At 70.4% G+C, this 22,645-nt stretch carries 13 protein-coding genes and 3 rRNA genes; 6 read left to right on the top strand and 10 right to left on the bottom strand.

The window, feature by feature from the left end; genetic code table 11:
• Window positions 1-141: 141 nt before the first annotated feature.
• Window positions 142-2,127: a TIGR03960 family B12-binding radical SAM protein gene (locus OG994_RS00080; RefSeq protein WP_120331158.1), complete on the bottom strand. Its 1,986-nt coding sequence runs from the start codon at window positions 2,125-2,127 to the stop codon at window positions 142-144.
• 213 nt (window positions 2,128-2,340) lie between these two features.
• Between OG994_RS00080 and OG994_RS00075 the strand changes: the two genes are divergently transcribed.
• Together OG994_RS00075 and OG994_RS00070 are read left to right on the top strand one after the other, a co-directional pair.
• Window positions 2,341-4,320, top strand: coding sequence for a hypothetical protein (locus OG994_RS00075; RefSeq protein ID WP_328851824.1), 1,980 nt, complete (start codon window positions 2,341-2,343; stop codon window positions 4,318-4,320).
• Window positions 4,321-4,387: 67 nt separating this feature from the next.
• Entirely contained in the window at window positions 4,388-5,860 is a 1,473-nt protein-coding gene (locus tag OG994_RS00070) for a cryptochrome/photolyase family protein (protein WP_328851823.1), read from the top strand.
• A 10-nt stretch (window positions 5,861-5,870) separates the two neighbouring features.
• On the opposite strand, the gene OG994_RS00065 is transcribed toward OG994_RS00070, so the two are convergent.
• Both OG994_RS00065 and OG994_RS00060 read right to left on the bottom strand, forming a co-directional pair.
• The gene (locus OG994_RS00065) at window positions 5,871-6,566 is read right to left on the bottom strand and encodes a lysophospholipid acyltransferase family protein (RefSeq protein WP_120331160.1); all 696 of its coding nucleotides are present in this window, start codon (window positions 6,564-6,566) and stop codon (window positions 5,871-5,873) included.
• Window positions 6,567-6,858: 292 nt separating this feature from the next.
• On the bottom strand, window positions 6,859-8,415 hold the full coding sequence (locus OG994_RS00060) for an alkaline phosphatase D family protein (RefSeq protein WP_328851822.1): 1,557 nt from the start codon (window positions 8,413-8,415) through the stop codon (window positions 6,859-6,861).
• A gap of 188 nt (window positions 8,416-8,603) precedes the next feature.
• Between OG994_RS00060 and OG994_RS00055 the strand changes: the two genes are divergently transcribed.
• Both OG994_RS00055 and sigJ read left to right on the top strand, forming a co-directional pair.
• Window positions 8,604-9,044, top strand: a complete 441-nt coding sequence (locus OG994_RS00055; protein ID WP_120331162.1) for a carboxymuconolactone decarboxylase family protein — start codon at window positions 8,604-8,606, stop codon at window positions 9,042-9,044.
• Window positions 9,041-9,919, top strand: coding sequence for an RNA polymerase sigma factor SigJ (gene sigJ, locus OG994_RS00050; RefSeq protein WP_328851821.1), 879 nt, complete (start codon window positions 9,041-9,043; stop codon window positions 9,917-9,919). Before OG994_RS00055 ends, sigJ begins: the two co-directional genes overlap by 4 nt.
• 9 nt (window positions 9,920-9,928) lie before the next feature.
• On the opposite strand, the gene ndk is transcribed toward sigJ, so the two are convergent.
• Complete coding sequence (ndk, locus tag OG994_RS00045; protein ID WP_120331163.1) at window positions 9,929-10,354, bottom strand: nucleoside-diphosphate kinase; 426 nt, start codon at window positions 10,352-10,354, stop codon at window positions 9,929-9,931.
• Window positions 10,355-10,497: 143 nt separating this feature from the next.
• Here ndk and OG994_RS00040 point away from each other — a divergent pair, with 143 nt between their 5' ends.
• Complete coding sequence (locus OG994_RS00040; protein ID WP_328851820.1) at window positions 10,498-11,796, top strand: VOC family protein; 1,299 nt, start codon at window positions 10,498-10,500, stop codon at window positions 11,794-11,796.
• A gap of 62 nt (window positions 11,797-11,858) precedes the next feature.
• On the opposite strand, the gene OG994_RS00035 is transcribed toward OG994_RS00040, so the two are convergent.
• From OG994_RS00035 to OG994_RS00025, 3 genes are read right to left on the bottom strand one after another with little or no spacing between them, the layout of a single operon-like run.
• Complete coding sequence (locus OG994_RS00035) at window positions 11,859-12,218, bottom strand: DUF4233 domain-containing protein (protein WP_120331165.1); 360 nt, start codon at window positions 12,216-12,218, stop codon at window positions 11,859-11,861.
• Window positions 12,215-13,486 (bottom strand): bifunctional folylpolyglutamate synthase/dihydrofolate synthase, encoded by a 1,272-nt coding sequence (locus OG994_RS00030; RefSeq protein WP_240033159.1) that lies wholly within the window; start codon window positions 13,484-13,486, stop codon window positions 12,215-12,217. The genes OG994_RS00035 and OG994_RS00030 overlap by 4 nt, the downstream gene beginning before the upstream one ends.
• A gap of 59 nt (window positions 13,487-13,545) precedes the next feature.
• Window positions 13,546-16,164, bottom strand: a complete 2,619-nt coding sequence (locus OG994_RS00025) for a valine--tRNA ligase (protein ID WP_120331167.1) — start codon at window positions 16,162-16,164, stop codon at window positions 13,546-13,548.
• A gap of 70 nt (window positions 16,165-16,234) precedes the next feature.
• Between OG994_RS00025 and OG994_RS00020 the strand changes: the two genes are divergently transcribed.
• Window positions 16,235-16,918 (top strand): hypothetical protein, encoded by a 684-nt coding sequence (locus OG994_RS00020; protein WP_328851819.1) that lies wholly within the window; start codon window positions 16,235-16,237, stop codon window positions 16,916-16,918.
• A gap of 382 nt (window positions 16,919-17,300) precedes the next feature.
• On the opposite strand, the gene rrf is transcribed toward OG994_RS00020, so the two are convergent.
• The 3 genes from rrf to OG994_RS00005 all read right to left on the bottom strand — a co-directional run bounded on the left by rrf (window position 17,301) and on the right by OG994_RS00005 (window position 22,500).
• Window positions 17,301-17,417 (bottom strand): 5S ribosomal RNA (gene rrf / locus OG994_RS00015).
• Between the two features lie 89 nt (window positions 17,418-17,506).
• Window positions 17,507-20,618 (bottom strand): 23S ribosomal RNA (locus tag OG994_RS00010).
• Window positions 20,619-20,986: 368 nt separating this feature from the next.
• Window positions 20,987-22,500 (bottom strand): 16S ribosomal RNA (locus tag OG994_RS00005).
• The 16S, 23S and 5S rRNA genes sit together here, the layout of an rRNA operon.
• Window positions 22,501-22,645 lie beyond the last annotated feature (145 nt).

The following is a 22,645-nucleotide window of genomic DNA, read 5'->3' as shown; positions in this document are numbered from 1 at the left end:
GGCCAGTCGGGTCACCCCCACCCCGTGTCATGGTAGGTGGGCGGCAAGACAGGGCCCGGACACGCCGGAGCGCGGGAACCGTGCCGGTTCCCGCGCTCGGTGTTGGTCGGCGACGCCGCCCGGGACGAGCCCGCGTCGGCGCTACCGCTGCGCGCCGGTGGGCAGCTTCAGTCCCTTGACCGGCGTCAGCGGCAGCAGCTTCCGGCCGGTGGGGCCGATCTGGATCTCGGTGTCCATGGACGGGCAGACGCCGCAGTCGAAGCACGGGGTCCACCGGCAGTCGTCCTGCTCGTACTCGCTGAGCGCGTCCTGCCAGTCCTGCCAGAGCCAGTCCTTGTCGAGGCCGGAGTCGAGGTGGTCCCAGGGCAGGACCTCCAGCTCGTCGCGCTCCCGCGTCGTGTACCAGTCGAGGTCGACGCCGTAGGCCGGCAGCACCTCGGCGGCGGCGTCCACCCACCGCTGGAACGAGAAGTGCTCGCTCCACCCGTCGAACCGGCCGCCGTTCTCCCAGACCTTGCGGATCACCGCGCCGACCCGGCGGTCGCCCCGGCTGAGCAGGCCCTCGATGAGCGACGGCTCCCCGTCGTGGTAGCGGAAGCCGATGGCCCGGCCGAGCGAACGGTCCGCGTTGATGGCGTCCTTGAGCAGCTTGAGCCGGCGGTCGATGACCTCGGGCCGCTCCATGGCCGCCCACTGGAACGGCGTGTGCGGCTTCGGCACGAACCCGCCGATGGAGACGGTGCAGCGGATGTCCTTCGAGCCGGTGGCCGCCCGCCCCGCCTTGATGACCTCGTGGGCCATCCGGGCGATCTGGAGCACGTCCTCGTCGGTCTCGGTGGGCAGGCCGCACATGAAGTAGAGCTTCACCTGCCGCCAGCCGTTGGTGTACGCCGTCACGACGGTGCGGATGAGGTCCTCCTCCGACACCATCTTGTTGATCACCCGGCGGATCCGCTCCGACCCGCCCTCCGGGGCGAACGTCAGGCCCGTCCGCCGGCCGTTGCGGGACAGCTCCTGGGCCAGCTCGATGTTGAACGCGTCCACCCGGGTCGACGGCAGGGAGAGCGAGACGTTGGTGCCCTCGTACTGCTGCGCCAGGCCGGAGCACATGTCGCCGATCTCGGAGTGGTCGGCCGACGACAGCGACAGCAGGCCCACCTCGTGGAAGCCGGAGAACTCCAGCCCCTGCTGCACCATCTGGCCCACCGTGGTGATCGAGCGCTCCCGCACCGGACGGGTGATCATGCCCGCCTGGCAGAAGCGGCAGCCGCGGGTGCAGCCGCGGAAGATCTCCACCGCGTACCGCTCGTGGACCGTCTCGGCGAGCGGCACCAGCGGCTTCTTGGGGTACGGCCAGGCGTCCAGATCCATGGTGGTGCGCTTGTGCACCCGGAACGGCACGTCCGGGCGGTTCGGCACGACCCGCTGGATCCGGCCGTCCGGCAGGTAGTCCACGTCGTAGAAGCGCGGCACGTAGACGCTCTCGGTGCGGGCCAGCCGCAGCAGCAGCTCGTCGCGACCGCCCGGGCGGCCCTCGGCCTTCCAGTCCCGGACGATGGCGGTGATCTCCAGGACCGCCTCCTCGCCGTCACCGAGCACGGCGGCGTCGACGAAGTCGGCGATCGGCTCCGGGTTGAACGCGGCGTGCCCGCCGGCCAGGACCACCGGGTCGGCGTCGGTCCGGTCGGCGGCGAGCAGCGGGATGCCGGCCAGGTCGATCGCCGTGAGCAGGTTGGTGTAGCCCAGCTCGGTGGCGAAGGAGACGCCGAACACGTCGAAGTCGCGCACCGGGCGGTGGGCGTCGACGGTGAACTGCGGCACGCCGTGGGCGCGCATCAGCTTCTCCAGGTCCGGCCAGACGGCGTACGTCCGCTCGGCGAGCACGTCGGGCAGCTCGTTGAGCACCTCGTACAGGATCTGCACGCCCTGGTTGGGCAGGCCGACCTCGTACGCGTCCGGGTACATCAGCGCCCAGCGCACGGCCGCCGCGTCCCAGTCCTTGACCACCGCACCCAGCTCACCACCGACGTACTGGATGGGCTTGGTCACCTGGGGCAACAGCGGCTCCAGTCGGGGCCAGACGGAGTTCGCCGCGACGGGGCGCGAAGTCGTGGACGGGACGCTCATGATGCCCAAGGGTACGCGCCCGCCCGAGCGCGACCACGCGCGCGGCGGGATCCGCCGTGGCGTGGTCGACCCCCACCCGGTCACCCCGACCGCCGCAGGTCAGCGGGTCGCCGCTCACGCAGGCGCGGGCACGGTCCCGGCGCGCGGTGGGCGGATCCCCACGGTTGGCGGGCCGGTACTAACCTCGGGTCGGCGCGAGAGGAGATTGCCGCGATGCCGCAGCCGGGGACGGACCGGCCGGCCCACGGGAGCACCCCGGGCACGGGGCCGGACCGTGATCCGGCCGTCGCCGGGGACGCGACCTCCCCCGTCGTACCCCAGGCCGACGCCACCGCGGCCCCGACCGCGCCGGAGACACCGACGACGAGCGCCGACGCCGCGGCGCCGACCGTGCCGGAGGCGGCGGCGAGCGCCGACGCCGCGGTGCCCGCCGACGCCGCGAACGCCGCCGACGCCAGGCCGACGGACCGCGACGCCACTCCGACGGACGCCGCCACGGCCGGCACCGACACCACGCCAGACGCGGCCGCCGCGGATGCCACGCCGGCCGACGGCGCCGCCGCGGCGGACCCCGACGCGGACGCCGCCACGCCGCGTGCCGACGCCAGGCCGGCGGACGGCGACGCCGCCACGGCCGGCACCGACACCACACCGCCGGGCTCCGCCGCACGGACTGACGCGGCCACGCCGCGCGCCGACGCCACGCCGGCAAGGGACGCCGCCGCCACGGCGGGCACCGACGCGACGCGGGCGATCGCCGACGCCGCCCCGGAGCCGACCGACGGCACCGACGTAGCGCGGTCCACCGCCGACGCCGGACCTGCCGTACCCGAAGCCACCCAGCGGCTCGACGGACCCGCGCCGGCCTCCGCGCCGGACGGGCCGGCCTCCGCGCCCGAGGTCGGGCCCACGGGCACCCGGCGGATGCCCGCCGTCGAGGTTCCCGACCCCGCGCCCCGGTGGAGCGGGTCCGCCCCCGTGCCGCCCCCACCGCCCCGCCGGCGCTCCTGGGGCGAGTCGGCCGAGCCGACCCCGCTGCCGCCGCCCCTGCCGGACGCCCCGGAGCACCAGGTTCCCGTCGACCCCTGGGCCGGCGCGGACACCGGCGGCTGGGAACTGCCCTCGGCCGAGCTGCCGGCGTTGCCGCCCCTGCCGCCGACGCTCCCCTACCCGGCACCGCCGCCCACGCGCCCCTACTCCGGGCCGCCCGCTGGCGCGCCGCCGGTCGCTCACCCGCTGTCGCCACCGCCGGGTCGCCCCGTGCTGCCGGGTCACCCCGTGCCGCCGCCCGCGCGTCCGGTGCCGGGTCACCCCGCGCCGCCGCCCGGTCACCCCGCGCCGCCGCCCGGTCACCCCGCGCCGCCGCCCGCGCGTCCGGTGCCGGGTCACCCCGCGCCGCCCCCGTCGGCCGCTCACCCCGTGGCGCCCCCGCCGGTCGTCCACCCGGTGTCGCCGCCGGCCGCCCGGCCTCCGGTCGCACCACCTCCGATGGCGCCGCCGCCTGTCGCACCGCCGGCCGGCCGCCCGCCGGTACCGGCCCCCGCGACGACGCCGACCCCACCACGGCAACGCCGGTCGAAGCGGCGCCCGACCGCGCCGCCGCCCGACTGGCAGGCCCCGAAGGGGTACGTGCCGGTCCGCCGGCGACGCCGCTGGCCGTGGGTGCTGCTGCTCACCATCGCCTGCTGCTGCGGCTGCCCCGCGTACTACGGCCGGCCGATCTGGTCGCAGTACCCCGTCCACGCCTCACTCCCCGCCCAGGTGGCCGACCTGTCGCTGCGGGACGACAACCGCAGCGAGGAGACCGCGCGCCGGCTGGAGACGGAGGTACGCAAGGAGCACTGGCTGGCCGAGGAGACCTTCGCCGGTGTCTACACCGACCCGAACGGCAAGCAGGTGACCGTCTTCGGCGCGACCGGCGTCCGGCTCGACCCGGAGGGGGACGCGGACGACGAGATCGCCCGCCTCGCCGGCACGTACCGGCTCGGGGAGGTCGAGAAGATCGACACGGGCGTACGCGGCCGGCATCAGCGCTGCGCCGTGGGCCGCGCCGACGGCGGGACGGTGGTGGTCTGCACGACGGTCGACCACGGCAGCATCGCGACGGCCGTCTTCACGCGCCTCTCGGTGCAGGACAGCGCGGCCCTGCTCGAGACGCTGCGGGCGCGGATCGTCACGCCCGGCCGAAGCTGAGCCGACACACCCTCGGTTTTCACCTTCGTTACGACCGTTAAGACGCCACAAGAACCACAATTGGGACATGTCGCGGCGTTGGCTCTTCGCCGATCAACTGGGACCGCACTTCCTCGACGAGCGTCGCCAACCGGTGCTGCTGATCGAGTCGAAGGCGGTCTTCCGGCGCCGCGCGTTCCACCGCCAGAAGGCGCACCTGCTGCTGTCCGCCCTGCGCCACCGCGCCGCCGAACTCGGGGACCAGGCGATCTTCCTGCGGACCGAGACGTACGGCGAGGCGCTGCGCCGGGTGCCCGGGCCGCTGGAGGTGTGCCATCCGACCTCCCGGTCGGCGTTGCGGTTCGTCCGCGGGCTGGACCGGGTCGCCGTCCTGCCGCCGCGCGGCTTCGTGACGACCATCGACGACTTCGCCGAGTGGGCCGACGGGCGCCGGGGCGCGCTCCGGTTCGACGCGTTCTACCGGTTCGCCCGGCAGCGCCACCGGGTGCTCCTCGACGGGGACGAACCGGTGGGCGGCCGCTGGAGCCCGGACCCGGGGAACCGGGGCCCGCGTCCGAAGGGGGTTCGCCGGCTCGACGTGCCGCCGCCGCCCGTGCCGACCGAGGACGACATCGACGCCGAGGTTCGGGCGGACCTCGACCGGTGGGAGCGGGAAGGGGTGCGGTTCGTCGGGCGGGACGGCCCGCGCCGGTTCCCGGCGACGGCCGCGGAGGCCAAGGCGCGGCTGCGGCACTTCCTGCGGCACCGGCTGGCGCACTTCGGCCCGTACGAGGGCGTCATGCTCGCCGCCGACCCGTGGCTGGCGCACAGCCTGCTCTCCACCTCCCTGAACCTGGGCCTGCTCGACCCCATGGAGGCCGTACGCGGGGCCGAGCAGGCGTACCGCCGGCAGGGCGCCCCGCTCTCCAGCGTGGAGGGCTTCATCCGGCGGATCCTCGGCTGGCGGGACTTCGTCTGGAACCTGTACTGGTACGTCGAGCCGGACCACCTGGGCGGCGACCGGCTCGCCGTACGCCGGCCGGTGCCGGACTGGTTCCGGGACCTGGACGCCGACGCGGTGCGGGCGCGCTGCCTCTCCGACGTCCTGGCGGAGGTGCGCGACCACGGCTGGGTGCACCACGTCGCGCGGCTCATGGTGCTGGGGAACTACGGACGGCAGCGCGGCTGGCGGCCGGCCGAGATGGTGGACTTCTTCCACCGCAGCTTCGTCGACGGGTTCGTCTGGGCGATGACGGTGAACGTCGCCGGCCCGAGCCAGTACGCCGACCTCGGCCGGACGGCCACGACGCCGTACGCCGCCGGCGGGTCGCCCATCGACCGGGCGAGCGACTACTGCGGCGGCTGCCGGTACGACCCGGGGCAGCGCCTCGGCGGGAACGGGTGCCCGTACACGGCGGGCCACGTCGCGTTCCTGGCGCGCAACCGGGACCGGCTGCCGCCCGACGCGCGGACGGCCCGGCAGCTGGCCCAACTGGACCGCCTGCCGGACGTCGACGAGGTCGTCGCGCAGGAGGAGCGCCGCGGCGCCGACCCGCCGTGACCGCGGTCGGTCAGGCGGGGCCGTCGCGGGTCGGGTCGGGGTGGGCGCGCGGCGGGGCGTACCGGGGGACGTACTCCTGGCCGGTGAGCTTCTGGATCTCGCTCATGACCTCGTCGGTCATGGCCCGCAGCGAGGTCCGGTCGTCGGAGCGGCCCGTGAAGTCCAGCGGCTTGCCGAACCGGACGGTGATCTTCGCGGCGCCGGGCCGGGGCATCCGCGCCCCGATCGGCTGCACCTTCTCGGTGCCGATCGTGCCGACCGGGATGATCGGCACGCCGGCGGCCAGCGCGAGCCGCACGGCGCCGGTGCGCCCCCGGTAGAGCCGCCCGTCGGGCGACCGGGTCCCCTCCGGGTAGACGACCACCAGGTCACCGGCCTTGAGCGCCGGGATCGCGGCGTCGAAGGCGGACAGCGCCGCCCGCCCGCCGGCCCGCTCGACGGGGATGGCGCCGAGACCGGTGAGGACGAACTTGGAGAACGCGCCCTTCAGTCCGACGCCCTTGAAGTACTCCGACTTCGCCCAGAACGCGAGGTGCCGCGGGACGACCGTGCCGAGGAAGAGCTCGTCGGCCACGGAGAGGTGGTTGCCGGCGAAGATGGCGCCACCGGTCTCCGGCACGTACTCCAACCCCTCCACGGTCGGACGGAACGCCAGCCGCAGCGCGGGCGCCACGGTGAGCTTGCCGATGGTGTAGAGCAGCGGCACTGTTCCTCCGGCGGATCGTGTGCGAAGCAGGCGGTGTCACGGTAGCGGACGCCGCCCCGCCGCACCGACGGGGTGGCGAACCGGCCGGCGGCTGGTCGAAAGACGCCGGGCCACCGCCCACCTGCTATCTCATACCCGACCGAGGCCCCCCGGTCACCCGTCGAGGCGCACCCCCGCGCCCCACCCCCTTCTCCCCGCGATCTTGCACTTTGGGCCCTCGTTTTGCCGGTCTGAGCCCGGTTTGCCGGGGCAGCAAGTGCAAGATCGCGGGGGTGAAGCCCGGGGCGCGGGGTTAGCGGACTGGGGGTGGGAGGGTGCGGGTCCAGAGGGAGACGCCGGCGCGGTCGCGCAGGTGGACGGTGAGCGCGCCCGTGGCGCCGTCGATGCTCACCTCACCGAAGTGCTGGTATCCCTCGGCCGGCGACGTGTTGGCCCGCGGCGGGGCGTGCACGAAGACGGCCTCCGGACCGAACGTGCCGTCCAGGGCGTTCGGGCCGAACGCGCCGGCGTGCGCCGGCCCGGAGACGAACTCCCAGAACGGGGTGAAGTCACCGACCGCCGCGCGGGCCGGGTCGTAGTGGTGCGCCGCCGTGTAGTGCACGTCGGCCGTGACGAAGACGACGCCGGTCACCCCGGCCCGGTGGACCGCCCGCAGCACCTGCGCGAACTCCAGCTCCCGCCCGGCCGGCGCGCCCGGGTCGCCCTGGGCCACGCCCTCCTGGGCGCCCGGCCCGTCCGGCACCACCAGCCCGATGGGGAGGTCGGCCGCGATCACCTTCCACGTGGCGCGGGACCGGGTCAGCTCCCGGACGAGCCACTCGCGCTGCTCCCGGCCGAGCAGGCCGCGGTTCGGGTCGGCGTACGTGTTGCCGTCGTTCGGGTCCTTCCAGGTCCGCATGTCCAGCACGAAGACGTCCAGCCGCGACCCGTACGACAGGCGCCGGTAGAGCCGGCCGTCGCGCGGGGTGGGCACCCACTCCCCGTACGCCCGCCGGGCCCGGGCCGCCAGCACGTCGACACGGCGCTCGGTGTACCGGTCGTCGGTGAGGATCTCGCCCGGGTACCAGTTGTTGGTCACCTCGTGGTCGTCCCACTGGTTGACCTGCGGCACCTCGGCGAGGAACCGGCGCAGGTGCTCGTCGAGCAGGTTGTACGCGTACTGGCCCCGGTACTCGGTCAGCGTCTCGGCGACCTTGCTCTTCTCCGGGGTGACGATGTTGCGCCAGATCCGCCCGTCGGGCAGCGCCACGGTCTCGGTGAGCGGCCCGTCGGCGTAGACGTTGTCGCCGCTGCACAGGTAGAAGTCGGGGCGGGTGGCCCGCATGGCGCTGAAGATCGACATGCCGCCGAAGTCCGGGGCGATGCCCCAGCCCTGGCCGGCGATGTCGCCCGTCCAGACGAAGCGGACGTCCCGCCGGTCGTGCGGGCGCGCGGCGGTGGTGAGGGTGCCGGTCAGCGGCTCGCTCACCAGCCCGTGCCGGTCGAGGCTCTCCACCCGCACCCGGTAGTGCAGCCGCTCGCCGGCGGGCAGGCCGCGCAGCCGCACGGTGCCGGTGAAGTCGCCGGACGGGTCGAGCACCGGTCCGGTGACCCGCCGGGCGCCCCGGAAGTCGGGGCGGCGGCTCACCTCCACGAGCATCCGCCCGGGGCGGTCTGCGCGGGTCCACACCAGCGCCGAGTCCGCCGTCGCGTCGCCGCTCTGCACGCCGTGCGTGAGCACGGGACGCCCGCTGGGCCGCCACGCGGGCGCGGCCGGCGCGGCGCCGCCGCCCAGCAGGCCGCCACCCACCACGCCGGCGCCGGCCACCAGGCCGGCCCGCAGCACCGTACGTCGATCAAGCTCGGTCATCGTTCCTCCCGGATCGGGGACTGACCCCGTGGGTGTACCGGGCGGACATGACCGGTTCCCGCGTCCCGGGTGTCCACGGCCGGAACGCCGGCTGACCGGCAGGACATGATCGGCGTCACAGCCCTTGTTGTCACACCGCGACCCGGCGGACCCGTCGTACCGGTGTCACACCGACACGGGAGGTTGTCATGCAACGGATGGACGTGACCACGGTGGCGCCGGAGGCGTACCACGCCGTGCTGGGCCTGGAGAAGTACGCCCGGTCGAACGTCGACCACACGGTGTACGAGCTGGTCAAGATCCGGGCGTCGATGCTGAACGGCTGCGCGTTCTGCGTCGACATGCACACCACCGACGCGCTGGCCGCCGGGGAGTCGAGCCGGCGGCTGTTCGCCCTGGCGGCCTGGCGGGACGCGCCCTTCTTCACCGAGCGGGAGCGGGCCGCGCTGGCGCTCACCGACGCGGTCACCCGGCTCGGCGAGCACGGGGTGCCGGACGAGGTCTGGGACGAGGCGGCGAAGGTCTGGTCGGAGAAGGAGCTCGCCGACCTGATCGTGGCCATCGCGACAATCAACGTGTGGAACAGGATCTCGGTGACCACCCGGAAGCAGCCTCCGACGCAGGAGTGACCACCACCGACGCCGTGGCGGCGGCCGGTGCGCTCGACGCGCACCGGCCGATGCTGCTCGGCCTGGCCTACCGCCTGCTCGGCAGCCGGCACGACGCCGAGGACGTGCTCCAGGAGGCGTACCTGCGTTGGGTGGCCGTCGACCGGACCTCGGTGGCCGAGCCACGGCGGTACCTCTCGCGGGTGGTCACCCGCCTCGCCCTGGACCGGCTCCGGGCGCGGCAGGCCGCCCGCGAGACGTACGTGGGGCCGTGGCTGCCCGAGCCGGTGCCGACCGAGCCGTCCCCCTTCGGCCCGCTGGACCGGGCCGAGCTGCGCGACTCCCTCGCCACCGCGCTGCTGCACGTGCTGGAACGGCTGAGCCCGCCGGAGCGCGCGGTCTACGTGCTGCACACGGCGTTCGACCTGCCGTACACGGAGATCGCCGAGATCCTGGACCGCTCCCCCGCCGACTGCCGGCAACTGCACCACCGGGCCGAGGCCCGGGTGCACCAGGACCGGCGCCGCTTCACGGCGGACCGCGCGGAGCAGGAGCGGCTGCTCGACGCGTTCCTGGCCGCCGCCCGCGAGGGCGACCTCGCGACGCTGACCGGCCTGGTCGCCCGCGACGCGATCGCCTGGACCGACGGGGGTGGACGGGTGAAGGCCGCCCGCAACCCGATCATCGGTGCGGAGCGGGTGATCCGCTTCGCGGCCGGTGTCTACGGCCGCAGGCCGGTGCGGACCCGCTGGCTGGAGCTCAACGGCCAGCCGGGCGCTCTCGTCGAGAAGTCCGACGGCACGGTCTACGCGCTCACGCTCGCCGTGTCGGAGGGCCGGATCACCGACCTGTACATGGTGGGCAACCCGGCGAAAATGCCCGGGCTGCCCGACTGAGCCGCGGCGTCAGGAGAGTTCGGGGAACCAGAGCGCGATCTCGCGCTTCGCGCTGTCCACCGAGTCGGACGCGTGCACCAGGTTCTCCCGGTTCGACAGGGAGTAGTCGCCACGGATCGTGCCGGCCGCCGCCCGGCGCCCGTCGGTGGCCCCCACCAGGCCCCGGACCACGTCGATGACCTGGTCGCCGGAGAGCACCATGGCGACCAGCGGGCCGCCGGTCATGAAGGTCTTCAGCGGCGGGTAGAAGGGCTTGTCGACGTGCTCCGCGTAGTGCTCGTCGGCCAGCGCCGCGTCCATGGTCCGGGTCACCATGGCGTCGATGCGCAGCCCCTTGCGCTCGAACCGGGAAATGATCTCGCCGACCAGCCCCCGGCGGACCGCGTCGGGCTTGATCAGTACGAGCGTGCGCTCATCGGGGCTGGTGCTGGACACGCTGGGTTCCTCCTGTGCGCGGAAGCCGGGCTGTCTGGGTACGGTCAGCCTAGCGACCCGGTCCCGGCGCCGGCGCGGCGGCCGGCCTTCCCCCCGGCGGCCCTTCCGGCCTAGCCTGGCCCTTGACCCCCGGGAGGTCCACTGTGGCGAACGGCGGCAGCCGACCCATCGCGCCGGTACGGAAGCTGATCGCCGCGGTGCTCGGCACCGTGGCCACCTTCGTGATGCTCTTCGGCCTCGGCATGACCAGCTGGGCCATCGTGGCGCTCGGGGCCGCCCTGCTGGTGCTGGCGATCGCGCTGGCCACCGTCCGGGCCGGCGGGCGTACGTGGGTCGTCGGCGAGGGGCACGTGCACAGCGCCTCCGAGCCGCCCACCCAGTACGCCTTCGGCCGCTGCGAGCTGCAACTGGTCATCGACGCGCCGGGGCTGCCGCCCCGCAGCAAGAAGATCATCGAGCCGCGCGTCCCCGTGTCAAAGTGGCCGTCGCTCGGGCAGACCCTGCCGATCCGGGTGGCGCTGGACGACCCCCGGCACGTCCGGGTGCTCTGGGACGAGGTGCCCACCCACGCCGAGACCGCGGCGGCGGCCACCGCCGACCTGCCGCCCGAGTACGCCGACCTCGACCCGGTGGACGAGGTGCTCATCGAGCAGGACGCGCCGCCGTGGGCCGGCCGCTCCGCCGAGGACGACTTCCGCGGCCCGCTCGGCGATCCGCTGCCCGACGACCCGGGTGTCCCGCGGGACGAGCGCGAGCCGGTCGTCGTGCACCAGCGCCCGGGCGGCCCGGTCGTGCTGGAGGGGACGCTGGTCGAGCCGCAACCGGCCAACCCGCTGCCCCGCCGGGCCACGCCCGCTCCCCGGTCCCCCGCCGAGGAGGACTTCGACGTGCCCGCCGCGGCGGCCCCCGCGCGGGAGGATCCGGCCGACCCGCTCGACCTGCCGCTGGACGACCCGGCGACGCCCCGCGAGCCGCGGGACGAGCCGGTCAGCGCGGCCGAGCTGGACGAGGCGATCTTCGGCTACGAGCCGGCCGGCCCGGCCGACGAGCCGTCCGACCCGGTCGGGCCGATCAGCGGCGTGGGACTCACCCTGCTGGTGACCGACCTGTCCCGCTCGCTGGGGTTCTACCGGGACGTGCTGGGCTTCACCGAGGTCGACCAGGGCACGGGCAACGCCGTGCTCGCCTCCGGCTCGACCCGGCTGGTGCTGCGTCAGGTCACCGAGGCCGCGCCGGTCAGCCGCCGGCTGGTGCACGTGAACCTGGAGGTCGACGACATCGAGGCGGCGTACGAGCGGCTGCGCGACTCCGGCGTCCGCTTCACGTACGCGCCCCGGGTGGTCAACCGGGGCACGAAGCTGGAGGTGTGGGCCGCCGCGTTCCGCGACCCCGACGGCCACGGCATCGCCCTCACCCAGTGGCGGGAACGCGCCGACGCCTGAGCCCGCCGGGGCCGCGACGGGGGGCCGCCTCGGCACCCCGGGGCCCGCTGTCTGCTGCGGCCCTAGCCGAGGATCACCCGGCGTACGTGCAGGGCGTAGCCCCAGACCAGGGCGAAGATGACGCCGAGCACCAGCAGCGACCAGTGCAGCAGGCCGGACAGCATCAGCAGTCCCTGCAGGACGGTGCCGGCGTTCCAGGCCCACGGCCGGCGGATCAGGCCGGCCAGCACCACGGCCACCACGGCGAGCGCCACCACGGCGCCGATCGCGGTACCGCCGAGGTCACCGCCGACCACCCGGATCGGCTGGATGGCGAGCAGCAGCACCAGCGCCTCGAGGGTCAACGTGGCCGCCCCAAGGCCGCGCACCGCCCGCTGCGGGTCCCGCAGCCCCGACCGGCGTGGCTGCTCGGGGCCGCTCATCGCTTCAGCAGCCGGCGGGCGTCGGCCACGGTCACCACCGATCCGGTGATCAACACACCCACTCCGCTCAGCTCACCCGGCACGTCCTCCTCGGCCAGGGCCACCGCCGCCTCGATGGCGTCCGGCATCTCCTCGGCCACCTCGACCCGTTCCGGACCGAACACCTCGGCGGCCAGGGCGGCCAGCTCGCGGGCCGGCATCGCCCGCGGCGAGCTGTTCCGGGTGACCACCACCTGGTCGACCACCGGCTCCAGCAGCTCCAGCAGGGCGGCCGCGTCCTTGTCGCCGAGCACACCGACGACCGCCACCAGCTTGCTGAACGCGAACTCCTCCTGGAGCGCGGTGACCGTCGCGGCCATCCCGTGCGGGTTGTGCGCGCCGTCGAGCAGGATCGTCGGGGCGCTGCGCACCCGCTCCAGCCGGCCCGGCGAGCTGGTCGCCGCGAACCCCTCGCGTACCGCCTCGACGTCGAGCTGCCGGCGGGCGCCGGCGCCGAGGAACGCCTCGACCGCTGCCAGCGCCACCGCCGCGTTCTGCGCCTGGTGGGCGCCGTGCAGCGGGACGAAGACCTCCTCGTACACGCCACCGAGCCCCTGCAGGGTCAGCACCTGGCCGCCGACCGCGACCGCCCGGCGCAGGACGCCGAACTCCGACCCCTCCCGGGCGATGGTGGCGCCCACCTCGGCGCACCGCTCCAGGATGGGCCGGGCCGCCTCCTCCTCCTGCGCGGCCGAGATGACCGTGGCGCCGGAATGGATGATGCCGGCCTTGTGCAGGGCGATGTCCTCGATGGTGTCGCCGAGCCACTCGGTGTGGTCCAGCCCGATCGGGGTGATCACCGCGACCCCGGCCTGGAGCACGTTCGTCGAGTCCTCCGCCCCGCCGAGCCCCACCTCGACGACCGCCACGTCCACCGGCGCGTCGGCGAACGTGGCGAACGCCAGCGCCGTGGTCATGTCGAAGTAGGTCAGCGGCTCCGCGGACCGCTCGTCGACGAGCCGGGCCAGCGGGGCCACCTCCCGGTAGGTGGCCACGAACCGCTCCTCGCTGACCGGCTCCCCGTCCAGGCTGATCCGCTCCCGGACCGTCTCCAGGTGGGGGCTCGTGTAGCGGCCGGTGTGCAGGCCGAACGCGCGCAGCAGAGAGTCGATCATCCGGGCCGTCGACGTCTTGCCGTTGGTCCCGGTGAGGTGGATCGACGGGTACGCCCGCTGCGGGCTGCCGAGCAGGTCGAGCAGGGACTCGATCCGGTCCAGCTCGAAGACCATCCGGGTGAAGCCCCGCTCGGCCAGCTCGGCCTCCACCCGGGTGAAGGCGTCGTGATCGGTCACGAGGGCAGCGCCTCCAGCGCGGCGTCGATGCGGACCAGGTCCGCCTCGGCCACCGCGAGCCGTTCCCGGATCTTCGCGACCACGTGCTCGGGGGCCTTGCCCACGAACGCCGGGTTGTCGAGCTTCGCCCGTGCCTGCGCGGCCTCCTTCTCGGCGGCCGCCCGGTCCTTGCCGAGCCGCGCCCGTTCGGCGGCCACGTCGATCGAGCCCCGGGTGTCCAGCGCCACGCTCACCTCGCCGGGCATGGCCAGGGTGGCGCTCGCCTGGAAGTCGTCGCCGGCCGGGTCGAGCCGGGCCAGCGAGCGGATCAGCGTTTCGTGCGCGGCGATGCCCGCCGCCGCGAGACCGTCGAGCCGGGCGACCACACGCTGGGTCGGCCGCAGCCCCTGGTCGGCGCGGAACCGCCGGATCTCCGTGACCACCCGCTGGAGGGTGGCGACCTCGCTCTCCGCGGGGTCGTCGACGAGCGTACGGTCGGCCACCGGCCAGGCGGCGACCATCACGCTCTCCCCGCCGGTGAGCGCGGTCCACAGCTCGTCGGTGACGAACGGGATGACCGGGTGCAGCAGCCGCAGCAGCTGGTCGAGCACGTGACCCAGCACCCGGCGGGTGGCGTCGGCGGCCGGCCCACCCGCGGCGAGCACCGGCTTGCTCAGCTCGACGTACCAGTCGCAGACGTCGTCCCACGCGAAGTGGTAGAGCAGGTCGCAGACCTTCGCGAACTCGTACGCCTCGAACTGCTCGTCCACCTCCGCCGTGACGTGCGCGAGCCGGGAGAGGATCCACCGGTCGACGGTCGAGAGCCGCTCGGCGGCCGGCAGCGGCCCGTCGGTGTGCGCGCCGTTCAGCAGCGCGAAGCGGGTGGCGTTCCAGAGCTTGTTGCAGAAGTTGCGCGAGCCCTGGCACCACTCCTCGCTGACCGGCACGTCGCCACCGGGGTTCGCGCCCCGGGCCAGGGTGAAGCGGGTGGCGTCGGCGCCGTACCGGTCGATCCAGTCCAGCGGGTCGACCACGTTGCCGAACGACTTCGACATCTTCTTGCCGTGCTCGTCGCGGACCATGCCGTGCAGGGCGATGACGTCGAAGGGCTGCGTGCCGTCCATCGCGTACAGGCCGAACATCATCATCCGGGCGACCCAGAAGAAGAGGATGTCGTACCCGGTGACGAGGACGCTGGTGGGGTAGAACTTCGCGAGGTCCGGGGTGCGCTCCGGCCAGCCGAGCGTGGAGAACGGCCACAGCCCGCTGGAGAACCAGGTGTCCAGCACGTCCTCGTCCTGGCGCCAGCCCTCACCGGTCGGCGGCTCCTCGTCCGGGCCGACGCAGACGACCTCGCCCTGCGGGCCGTACCAGACCGGGATGCGGTGCCCCCACCACAGCTGCCGGGAGATGCACCAGTCGTGCATGTTGTCGACCCAGGCGAAGTACCGCTTGGCCAGCTCCGCCGGCTCGATCTTCACCCGCCCGTCGCGGACCGCGTCACCGGCCGCCTTCGCCAGCGGCGACGTGTTGACGAACCACTGCAGCGACAGCCGGGGCTCCACCGTCGTACGGCACCGCGAGCAGTGGCCCACCGCGTGCACGTACGGCCGCTTCTCCGCCACGATCCGGCCTTGCTCGCGCAGCGCCGCGACGATGGCGGGGCGGGCCTCGAACCGGTCCAGGCCCTGGAACGGGCCGTGCGCGGTGATGACGCCCCGCTCGTCCATGATCGTGAGCGAGGGCAGGTCGTGCCGCTGGCCGATCTCGAAGTCGTTCGGGTCGTGCGCCGGGGTCACCTTGACCATGCCGGTGCCGAACGAGGGGTCGACGTGCTCGTCGCCGACGATCGGGATGCGGCGGCCCGTCAGCGGCAGTTCGACCTCGGTGCCGATCAGGTGCCGGTACCGCTCGTCGTCCGGGTGCACGGCGACCGCGGTGTCACCGAGCATGGTCTCGGCCCGGGTGGTCGCGACCACGACGTCGTCGCTGTAGCGGATCGAGACCAGCTCACCCTCGTCGTCGGTGTGCTCCACCTCGATGTCGGAGAGCGCCGTGAGGCAGCGCGGGCACCAGTTGATGATGCGCTCGGCCCGGTAGATGAGCCCGTCGTCGTACAGCTTCTTGAACATGGTCTGGACGGCGCGCGACAGGCCCTCGTCCATGGTGAAGCGCTCGCGGGTCCAGTCGACGGAGTCACCGAGCCGGCGCATCTGGCCGAGGATCGCGCCGCCCGACTCGGCCTTCCACCGCCACACCCGCTCGACGAACGCCTCCCGGCCCAGGTCGTGCCGGGACAGGCCCTGCGCCGCGAGCTGCCGCTCCACCACGTTCTGGGTGGCGATGCCCGCGTGGTCCATGCCGGGCAGCCACAGCGCCTCGTAGCCCTGCATGCGCTTGCGTCGCACCAGGGCGTCCTGCACGGTGTGGTCCAGGGCGTGGCCCATGTGCAGGGAACCGGTCACGTTCGGCGGCGGGATGACGATGGTGAACGGGGGCTTGTCGCTCTCCGCCGACGCCCGGAAGTGGCCGGCGGCTACCCACTGCTCGTACCGTCGCTGCTCTACCTCACCCGGCTGGTACTGGCCGGGCAGGGTGGGGGCGTCGGGGCGTCGGGCATCCAGTCTCTCGGTCACCCGAGAAAGTCTACGGAGGGCTTCGGCCGACCCGACGTGCGCCACCTGTCATTCGCGTACGGTGTCGGCTATGTCCGACGCACATCTCACCGATCGTCGGTTCGACGACGGACCGGAGCCCCTCGAGCTGACCGAGGAGCCGATCCAGCTGAGCACCCGGGACCCGGGTGGCGCTCCGCGGCAACGGACGGCGCGGTCACGGCGGCGACGGATCGCGTGGGCGGCAGCGCTCGCCGTGGGTCTCGCCGGCGCCGGCGCGCTGGGGACCATGGGCTGGCGGGTGGCCCAGGAGAAGGACACGAGGATCACGTCGCCGGACCAGGTGGCCGGCCTGACCCGCGACGACAGCGAGCGGGCTCGCAGCACGGCGGACTACCTGCGCAGCGGCATCGCCGCCGACATCGACCTGGACCGCAGCTTCGGCACCGTCTACCGCGACCCGGCGGACGAGAAGCGCTCGGTCCTGATCTTCGGGGGCACCACCCTCCTCTGGCAACCGGAACGCGACCTGGACACCCTCTTCGGCCTCATGGGCGACGAGACGGGCCGGGTGACGGGCCTCCGCGAGGTGCCGGCGGGCGAACTCGGGGGCGTCATGAAATGCGGTACGACCAGCGGCGAGGGCGGCGACTTCGCCGTCTGCGGCTGGGCCGACCACGGCAGCGTCGTCATGGCGATGTTCCCGGGCCGGACGGTCGACGCCGCCAGCGCGCTGTTCCGCGACATCCGGGCGGCCGTGCAGACGCGCGGCTGACCGCACGTTTGCTACGCGCGGCGCCTCTGGTCCTCCCCGGCGCCTTCCGGTTCTTCCCGGCCTCTCCCCGGCGGCTTTCGGTTCTCCGGGCGCCTTCCGGTTCTCGCCGACGCCTTTCGGTTCTCCCGGTGCGACCCCCGGCGGTCCCGCTCTCCGGCTGATGGGCGTGCGCCGGCCGCTCGTGGGGCAATGCGCCCTCCATCTGATGTGGCGGGCGCCCGCCGCTCGCCTGTGCTCGGGCAGTCGCGAATCCCAGGGAGGCCGACTAGTCACCGGCGCTTTCCGCGGGCACGCGGCCAGGCGGCGGAATGCGTCCGGAAAAGGGTGCGTAAACGGTGTCAGGGCCACCCCCTGTAAAGGGGGTGACCCTGACCGAAAGAATGTCCGGCGGCGTCCTACTCTCCCACACCCTCACGAGTGCAGTACCATCGGCGCTGGAGGGCTTAGCTTCCGGGTTCGGAATGTGACCGGGCGTTTCCCCTCCGCCATGACCGCCGTAACTCTATCGACATATCAAACAACACCAACCACCGTTCGGGTGTGTTGTTCGTTTGTCGGGAGTTGCACAGTGGACGCGTAGCAGCTTTGTAAGTCAAGTCCTCGGCCTATTAGTACCGGTCGACTGAACCCGTTACCGAGCTTACATCTCCGGCCTATCAACCCAGTCGTCTAGCTGGGGGCCTTACCCACTAATAGTGGTGGGATACCTCATCTTGAAGCGAGCTTCCCGCTTAGATGCTTTCAGCGGTTATCCCTTCCGAACGTAGCTAACCAGCCGTGCCCCTGGCGGGACAACTGGCACACCAGAGGTTCGTCCGTCCCGGTCCTCTCGTACTAGGGACAGCCCTTCTCAAGTATCCTACGCGCACGGCGGATAGGGACCGAACTGTCTCACGACGTTCTAAACCCAGCTCGCGTACCGCTTTAATGGGCGAACAGCCCAACCCTTGGGACCTGCTACAGCCCCAGGATGCGACGAGCCGACATCGAGGTGCCAAACCATCCCGTCGATATGGACTCTTGGGGAAGATCAGCCTGTTATCCCCGGGGTACCTTTTATCCGTTGAGCGACACCGCTTCCACACGCAAGTGCCGGATCACTAGTCCCGACTTTCGTCCCTGCTCGACCCGTCAGTCTCACAGTCAAGCTCCCTTGTGTACTTGCACTCAACACCTGATTGCCAACCAGGCTGAGGGAACCTTTGGGCGCCTCCGTTACCCTTTAGGAGGCAACCGCCCCAGTTAAACTACCCACCAGACACTGTCCCTGAACCGGATAACGGTCCGAAGTTAGATACCCAAATCAACCAGAGTGGTATTTCAAGATTGCCTCCACCCGCACTGGCGTACGAGCTTCACCGGCTCCCACCTATCCTACACAAGCCAATCCGGATACCAATGTCAAGCTGTAGTAAAGGTCCCGGGGTCTTTCCGTCCTGCCGCGCGTAACGAGCATCTTTACTCGTAGTGCAATTTCGCCGGGCCTGTGGTTGAGACAGTGGGGAAGTCGTTACGCCATTCGTGCAGGTCGGAACTTACCCGACAAGGAATTTCGCTACCTTAGGATGGTTATAGTTACCACCGCCGTTTACTGGCGCTTAAGTTCTCCGCTTCGCCCCCGAAAGAGCTAACAGGTCCCCTTAACGTTCCAGCACCGGGCAGGCGTCAGTCCATATACATCGAATTACTTCTTCGCATGGACCTGTGTTTTTAGTAAACAGTCGCTTCCCCCTGCTCTCTGCGGCCATACAACGCTCCACCCGCGCGGGGCTTCACGTCTCCGGCCCCCCTTCTCCCTAAGTTACGGGGGCAATTTGCCGAGTTCCTTAACCACAGTTCGCCCGATCGCCTCGGTATTCTCTACCTGACCACCTGTGTCGGTTTGGGGTACGGGCCGCTCGGAACTCGCTAGAGGCTTTTCTCGGCAGCATAGGATCACTGACTTCACCTGAATCGGCTCGGCATCACGTCTCAGCCTCATGGCGTGCGGATTTGCCTACACGCCGGCCTACACGCTTACCCCGGCACAACCACCGGCCGGGCTCAGCTACCTTCCTGCGTCACCCCATCGCTTGACTACTACCCGCCAGGTTCCCACGCTCCCCGCAGTCGGTCCGAAGACCGCCCACAGTTCGGGTGGTTAGCACAACGAGGTTCGTCAGGGTCGCTCCTACGCGGGTACGGGAATATCAACCCGTTGTCCATCGACTACGCCTCTCGGCCTCGCCTTAGGTCCCGACTCACCCAGGGCGGAATAACCTGGCCCTGGAACCCTTGGTCATCCGGCGGAAGGGTTTCTCACCCTTCTTTCGCTACTCATGCCTGCATTCTCACTCGTGCCGCGTCCACAACTCGGTCACCCGGCTGCTTCACCCCCGGCACGACGCTCCCCTACCCACCCACACACCTGCACCAGACCCCCAAAGGAATCCGGCGAAGTACCTGTGTGAGTGCCACAGCTTCGGCGGTGTGCTTGAGCCCCGCTACATTGTCGGCGCGGAACCACTTGACCAGTGAGCTATTACGCACTCTTTAAAGGGTGGCTGCTTCTAAGCCAACCTCCTGGTTGTCTATGCGACCCCACATCCTTTTCCACTTAGCACACGCTTAGGGGCCTTAGCTGGTGATCTGGGCTGTTTCCCTCTCGACTACGAAGCTTATCCCCCGCAGTCTCACTGCCGCGCTCTCACTTACCGGCATTCGGAGTTTGGCTGATTTCGGTAAGCTTGTGGGCCCCCTAGACCATCCAGTGCTCTACCTCCGGCAAGAAACACACGACGCTGCACCTAAATGCATTTCGGGGAGAACCAGCTATCACGGAGTTTGATTGGCCTTTCACCCCTAACCACAGGTCATCCCCCAACTTTTCAACGTTGGTGGGTTCGGCCCTCCACGCGGTCTTACCCGCGCTTCAGCCTGCCCATGGCTAGATCACCCCGCTTCGGGTCTAGGACACGCGACTCAACGCCCTATTCAGACTCGCTTTCGCTACGGCTCCCCCACACGGGTTAACCTCGCCACATGCCACTAACTCGCAGGCTCATTCTTCAAAAGGCACGCCGTCACCCCGAAAGGCTCCGACGGATTGTAGGCGAACGGTTTCAGGTACTATTTCACTCCCCTCCCGGGGTACTTTTCACCATTCCCTCACGGTACTCGTCCGCTATCGGTCACCAGGAAGTATTTAGGCTTACCAGGTGGTCCTGGCAGATTCACGGCAGATTTCAGGAGTCCGCCGCTACTCGGGAACACCCACAGAAGACCAGCAGCTTTCACCTACCGGACTATCACCGTCTACGGTCAGCCTTTCCAGACTGTTCGACTAACCACTGGCTTTATCACTCCTCGAGTGCATGTCAGTACACTCAGCAGGGTCCCACAACCCCGACCACGCAACCCCTGACAGGTATCACACGCAGCCGGTTTAGCCTCAATCCGCTTTCGCTCGCCACTACTCACGGAATCACATGTTGTTTTCTCTTCCTACGGGTACTGAGATGTTTCACTTCCCCGCGTTCCCCCCACACACCCTATGAGTTCAGGTGCGGGTGACTGGACATGACTCCAGCCAGGTTCCCCCATTCGGACACCCTGGGATCACAGCTCGGTTGACAGCTCCCCCAGGCCTATCGCGGCCTCCCACGTCCTTCATCGGCTCCTGGTGCCAAGGCATCCACCGTCCGCCCTTGACAACTTGACCACAAAGATGCTCGCGTCCACTGTGCAATTCTCAACAAACGGCCAACCCACAACCCACAGCCCCACACCTGGACCCAAACAAGATCCCGTTTGCGAGACCAGGCCATGCCTGGCGCCCCTCAAGGCTCAACGCCTCAAGCTTCGGCTCTGAAAGACAACCACCGGTTGTTCTTTCAGGACCCAACAGGGTGCTATCCGTCTCCACCCAGCCGCACCAGGACCTCCGTTCCACACCACCGAGGTGGCCGTACTAGAAGAACCCAGCCGTTGCCAGGAAAGACTCGCCAGTGTCTCCGCCATTGAGCACCCCGCCACCACACTCGGGCAGCGCGGGCTCCATGCCAGCTTTCGCTGGATGGTGCTCCTTAGAAAGGAGGTGATCCAGCCGCACCTTCCGGTACGGCTACCTTGTTACGACTTCGTCCCAATCGCCAGCCCCACCTTCGACGGCTCCCTCCACAAGGGTTGGGCCACCGGCTTCGGGTGTTGCCGACTTTCGTGACGTGACGGGCGGTGTGTACAAGGCCCGGGAACGTATTCACCGCAGCGTTGCTGATCTGCGATTACTAGCGACTCCGACTTCACGGGGTCGAGTTGCAGACCCCGATCCGAACTGAGACCGGCTTTTTGGGATTCGCTCCACCTCACGGTATCGCAGCCCATTGTACCGGCCATTGTAGCATGCGTGAAGCCCTGGACATAAGGGGCATGATGACTTGACGTCATCCCCACCTTCCTCCGAGTTGACCCCGGCAGTCTTCGATGAGTCCCCGGCCGAACCGCTGGCAACATCGAACGAGGGTTGCGCTCGTTGCGGGACTTAACCCAACATCTCACGACACGAGCTGACGACAGCCATGCACCACCTGTGACCGCCCCCGAAGGACCCGACATCTCTGCCGGTTTTGCGGCCATGTCAAACCCAGGTAAGGTTCTTCGCGTTGCATCGAATTAATCCGCATGCTCCGCCGCTTGTGCGGGCCCCCGTCAATTCCTTTGAGTTTTAGCCTTGCGGCCGTACTCCCCAGGCGGGGCGCTTAATGCGTTAGCTGCGGCACAGAGAACCGGAGAGGCCCCCCACACCTAGCGCCCAACGTTTACAGCGTGGACTACCAGGGTATCTAATCCTGTTCGCTCCCCACGCTTTCGCTCCTCAGCGTCAGTATCGGCCCAGAGACCCGCCTTCGCCACCGGTGTTCCTCCTGATATCTGCGCATTTCACCGCTACACCAGGAATTCCAGTCTCCCCTACCGAACTCTAGCCTGCCCGTATCGACTGCAGGCCCGCAGTTGAGCCGCGGGTTTTCACAGTCGACGCGACAAGCCGCCTACGAGCTCTTTACGCCCAATAAATCCGGACAACGCTCGCGCCCTACGTCTTACCGCGGCTGCTGGCACGTAGTTGGCCGGCGCTTCTTCTGCAGGTACCGTCACTTGCGCTTCGTCCCTGCTGAAAGAGGTTTACAACCCGAAGGCCGTCATCCCTCACGCGGCGTCGCTGCATCAGGCTTCCGCCCATTGTGCAATATTCCCCACTGCTGCCTCCCGTAGGAGTCTGGGCCGTGTCTCAGTCCCAGTGTGGCCGGTCGCCCTCTCAGGCCGGCTACCCGTCGTCGCCTTGGTAGGCCATCACCCCACCAACAAGCTGATAGGCCGCGAGCCCATCCCAGGCCGAAAAACTTTCCACCAAGCGCCATGCGACGCCAGGTCCTATCCGGTATTAGCCCCGGTTTCCCGGGGTTATCCCAAAGCCTAGGGCAGGTTGCTCACGTGTTACTCACCCGTTCGCCGCTCGAGTACCCCGAAGGGCCTTTCCGCTCGACTTGCATGTGTTAAGCACGCCGCCAGCGTTCGTCCTGAGCCAGGATCAAACTCTCCAACAAAAACTTGGAAAATCATCCCAGCAACAAAAGTTGCCAAAGGAATCCCCACCAGCCAAACCAAAAGGCCCGACCAGCACGGGGCAATAAATCAAATTGGCACTGGCTTATCAAGCACCCTGTTGAGTTCTCAAAGAACAACCACACA

It is taken from the genome of Micromonospora globbae (assembly GCF_036184225.1).
In the GTDB taxonomy this organism is placed as follows: domain Bacteria; phylum Actinomycetota; class Actinomycetes; order Mycobacteriales; family Micromonosporaceae; genus Micromonospora; species Micromonospora globbae.
This window is presented reverse-complemented; position numbering and strand designations above follow the sequence as displayed.

Bases quoted from the DNA above. Each gene is read 5' to 3' on its own strand.
- OG994_RS00020 (WP_328851819.1), top strand. From the start codon at position 16,235: ATGTCCGACGCACATCTCACCGATCGTCGGTTCGACGACGGACCGGAG.
- OG994_RS00070 (WP_328851823.1), top strand. From the start codon at position 4,388: ATGTCGCGGCGTTGGCTCTTCGCCGATCAACTGGGACCGCACTTCCTC.
- OG994_RS00055 (WP_120331162.1), top strand. From the start codon at position 8,604: ATGCAACGGATGGACGTGACCACGGTGGCGCCGGAGGCGTACCACGCC.
- OG994_RS00080 (WP_120331158.1), bottom strand. From the start codon at position 2,127: ATGAGCGTCCCGTCCACGACTTCGCGCCCCGTCGCGGCGAACTCCGTC.
- OG994_RS00060 (WP_328851822.1), bottom strand. From the start codon at position 8,415: ATGACCGAGCTTGATCGACGTACGGTGCTGCGGGCCGGCCTGGTGGCC.
- OG994_RS00035 (WP_120331165.1), bottom strand. From the start codon at position 12,218: ATGAGCGGCCCCGAGCAGCCACGCCGGTCGGGGCTGCGGGACCCGCAG.
- OG994_RS00075 (WP_328851824.1), top strand. From the start codon at position 2,341: ATGCCGCAGCCGGGGACGGACCGGCCGGCCCACGGGAGCACCCCGGGC.
- OG994_RS00030 (WP_240033159.1), bottom strand. From the start codon at position 13,486: ATGGTCTTCGAGCTGGACCGGATCGAGTCCCTGCTCGACCTGCTCGGC.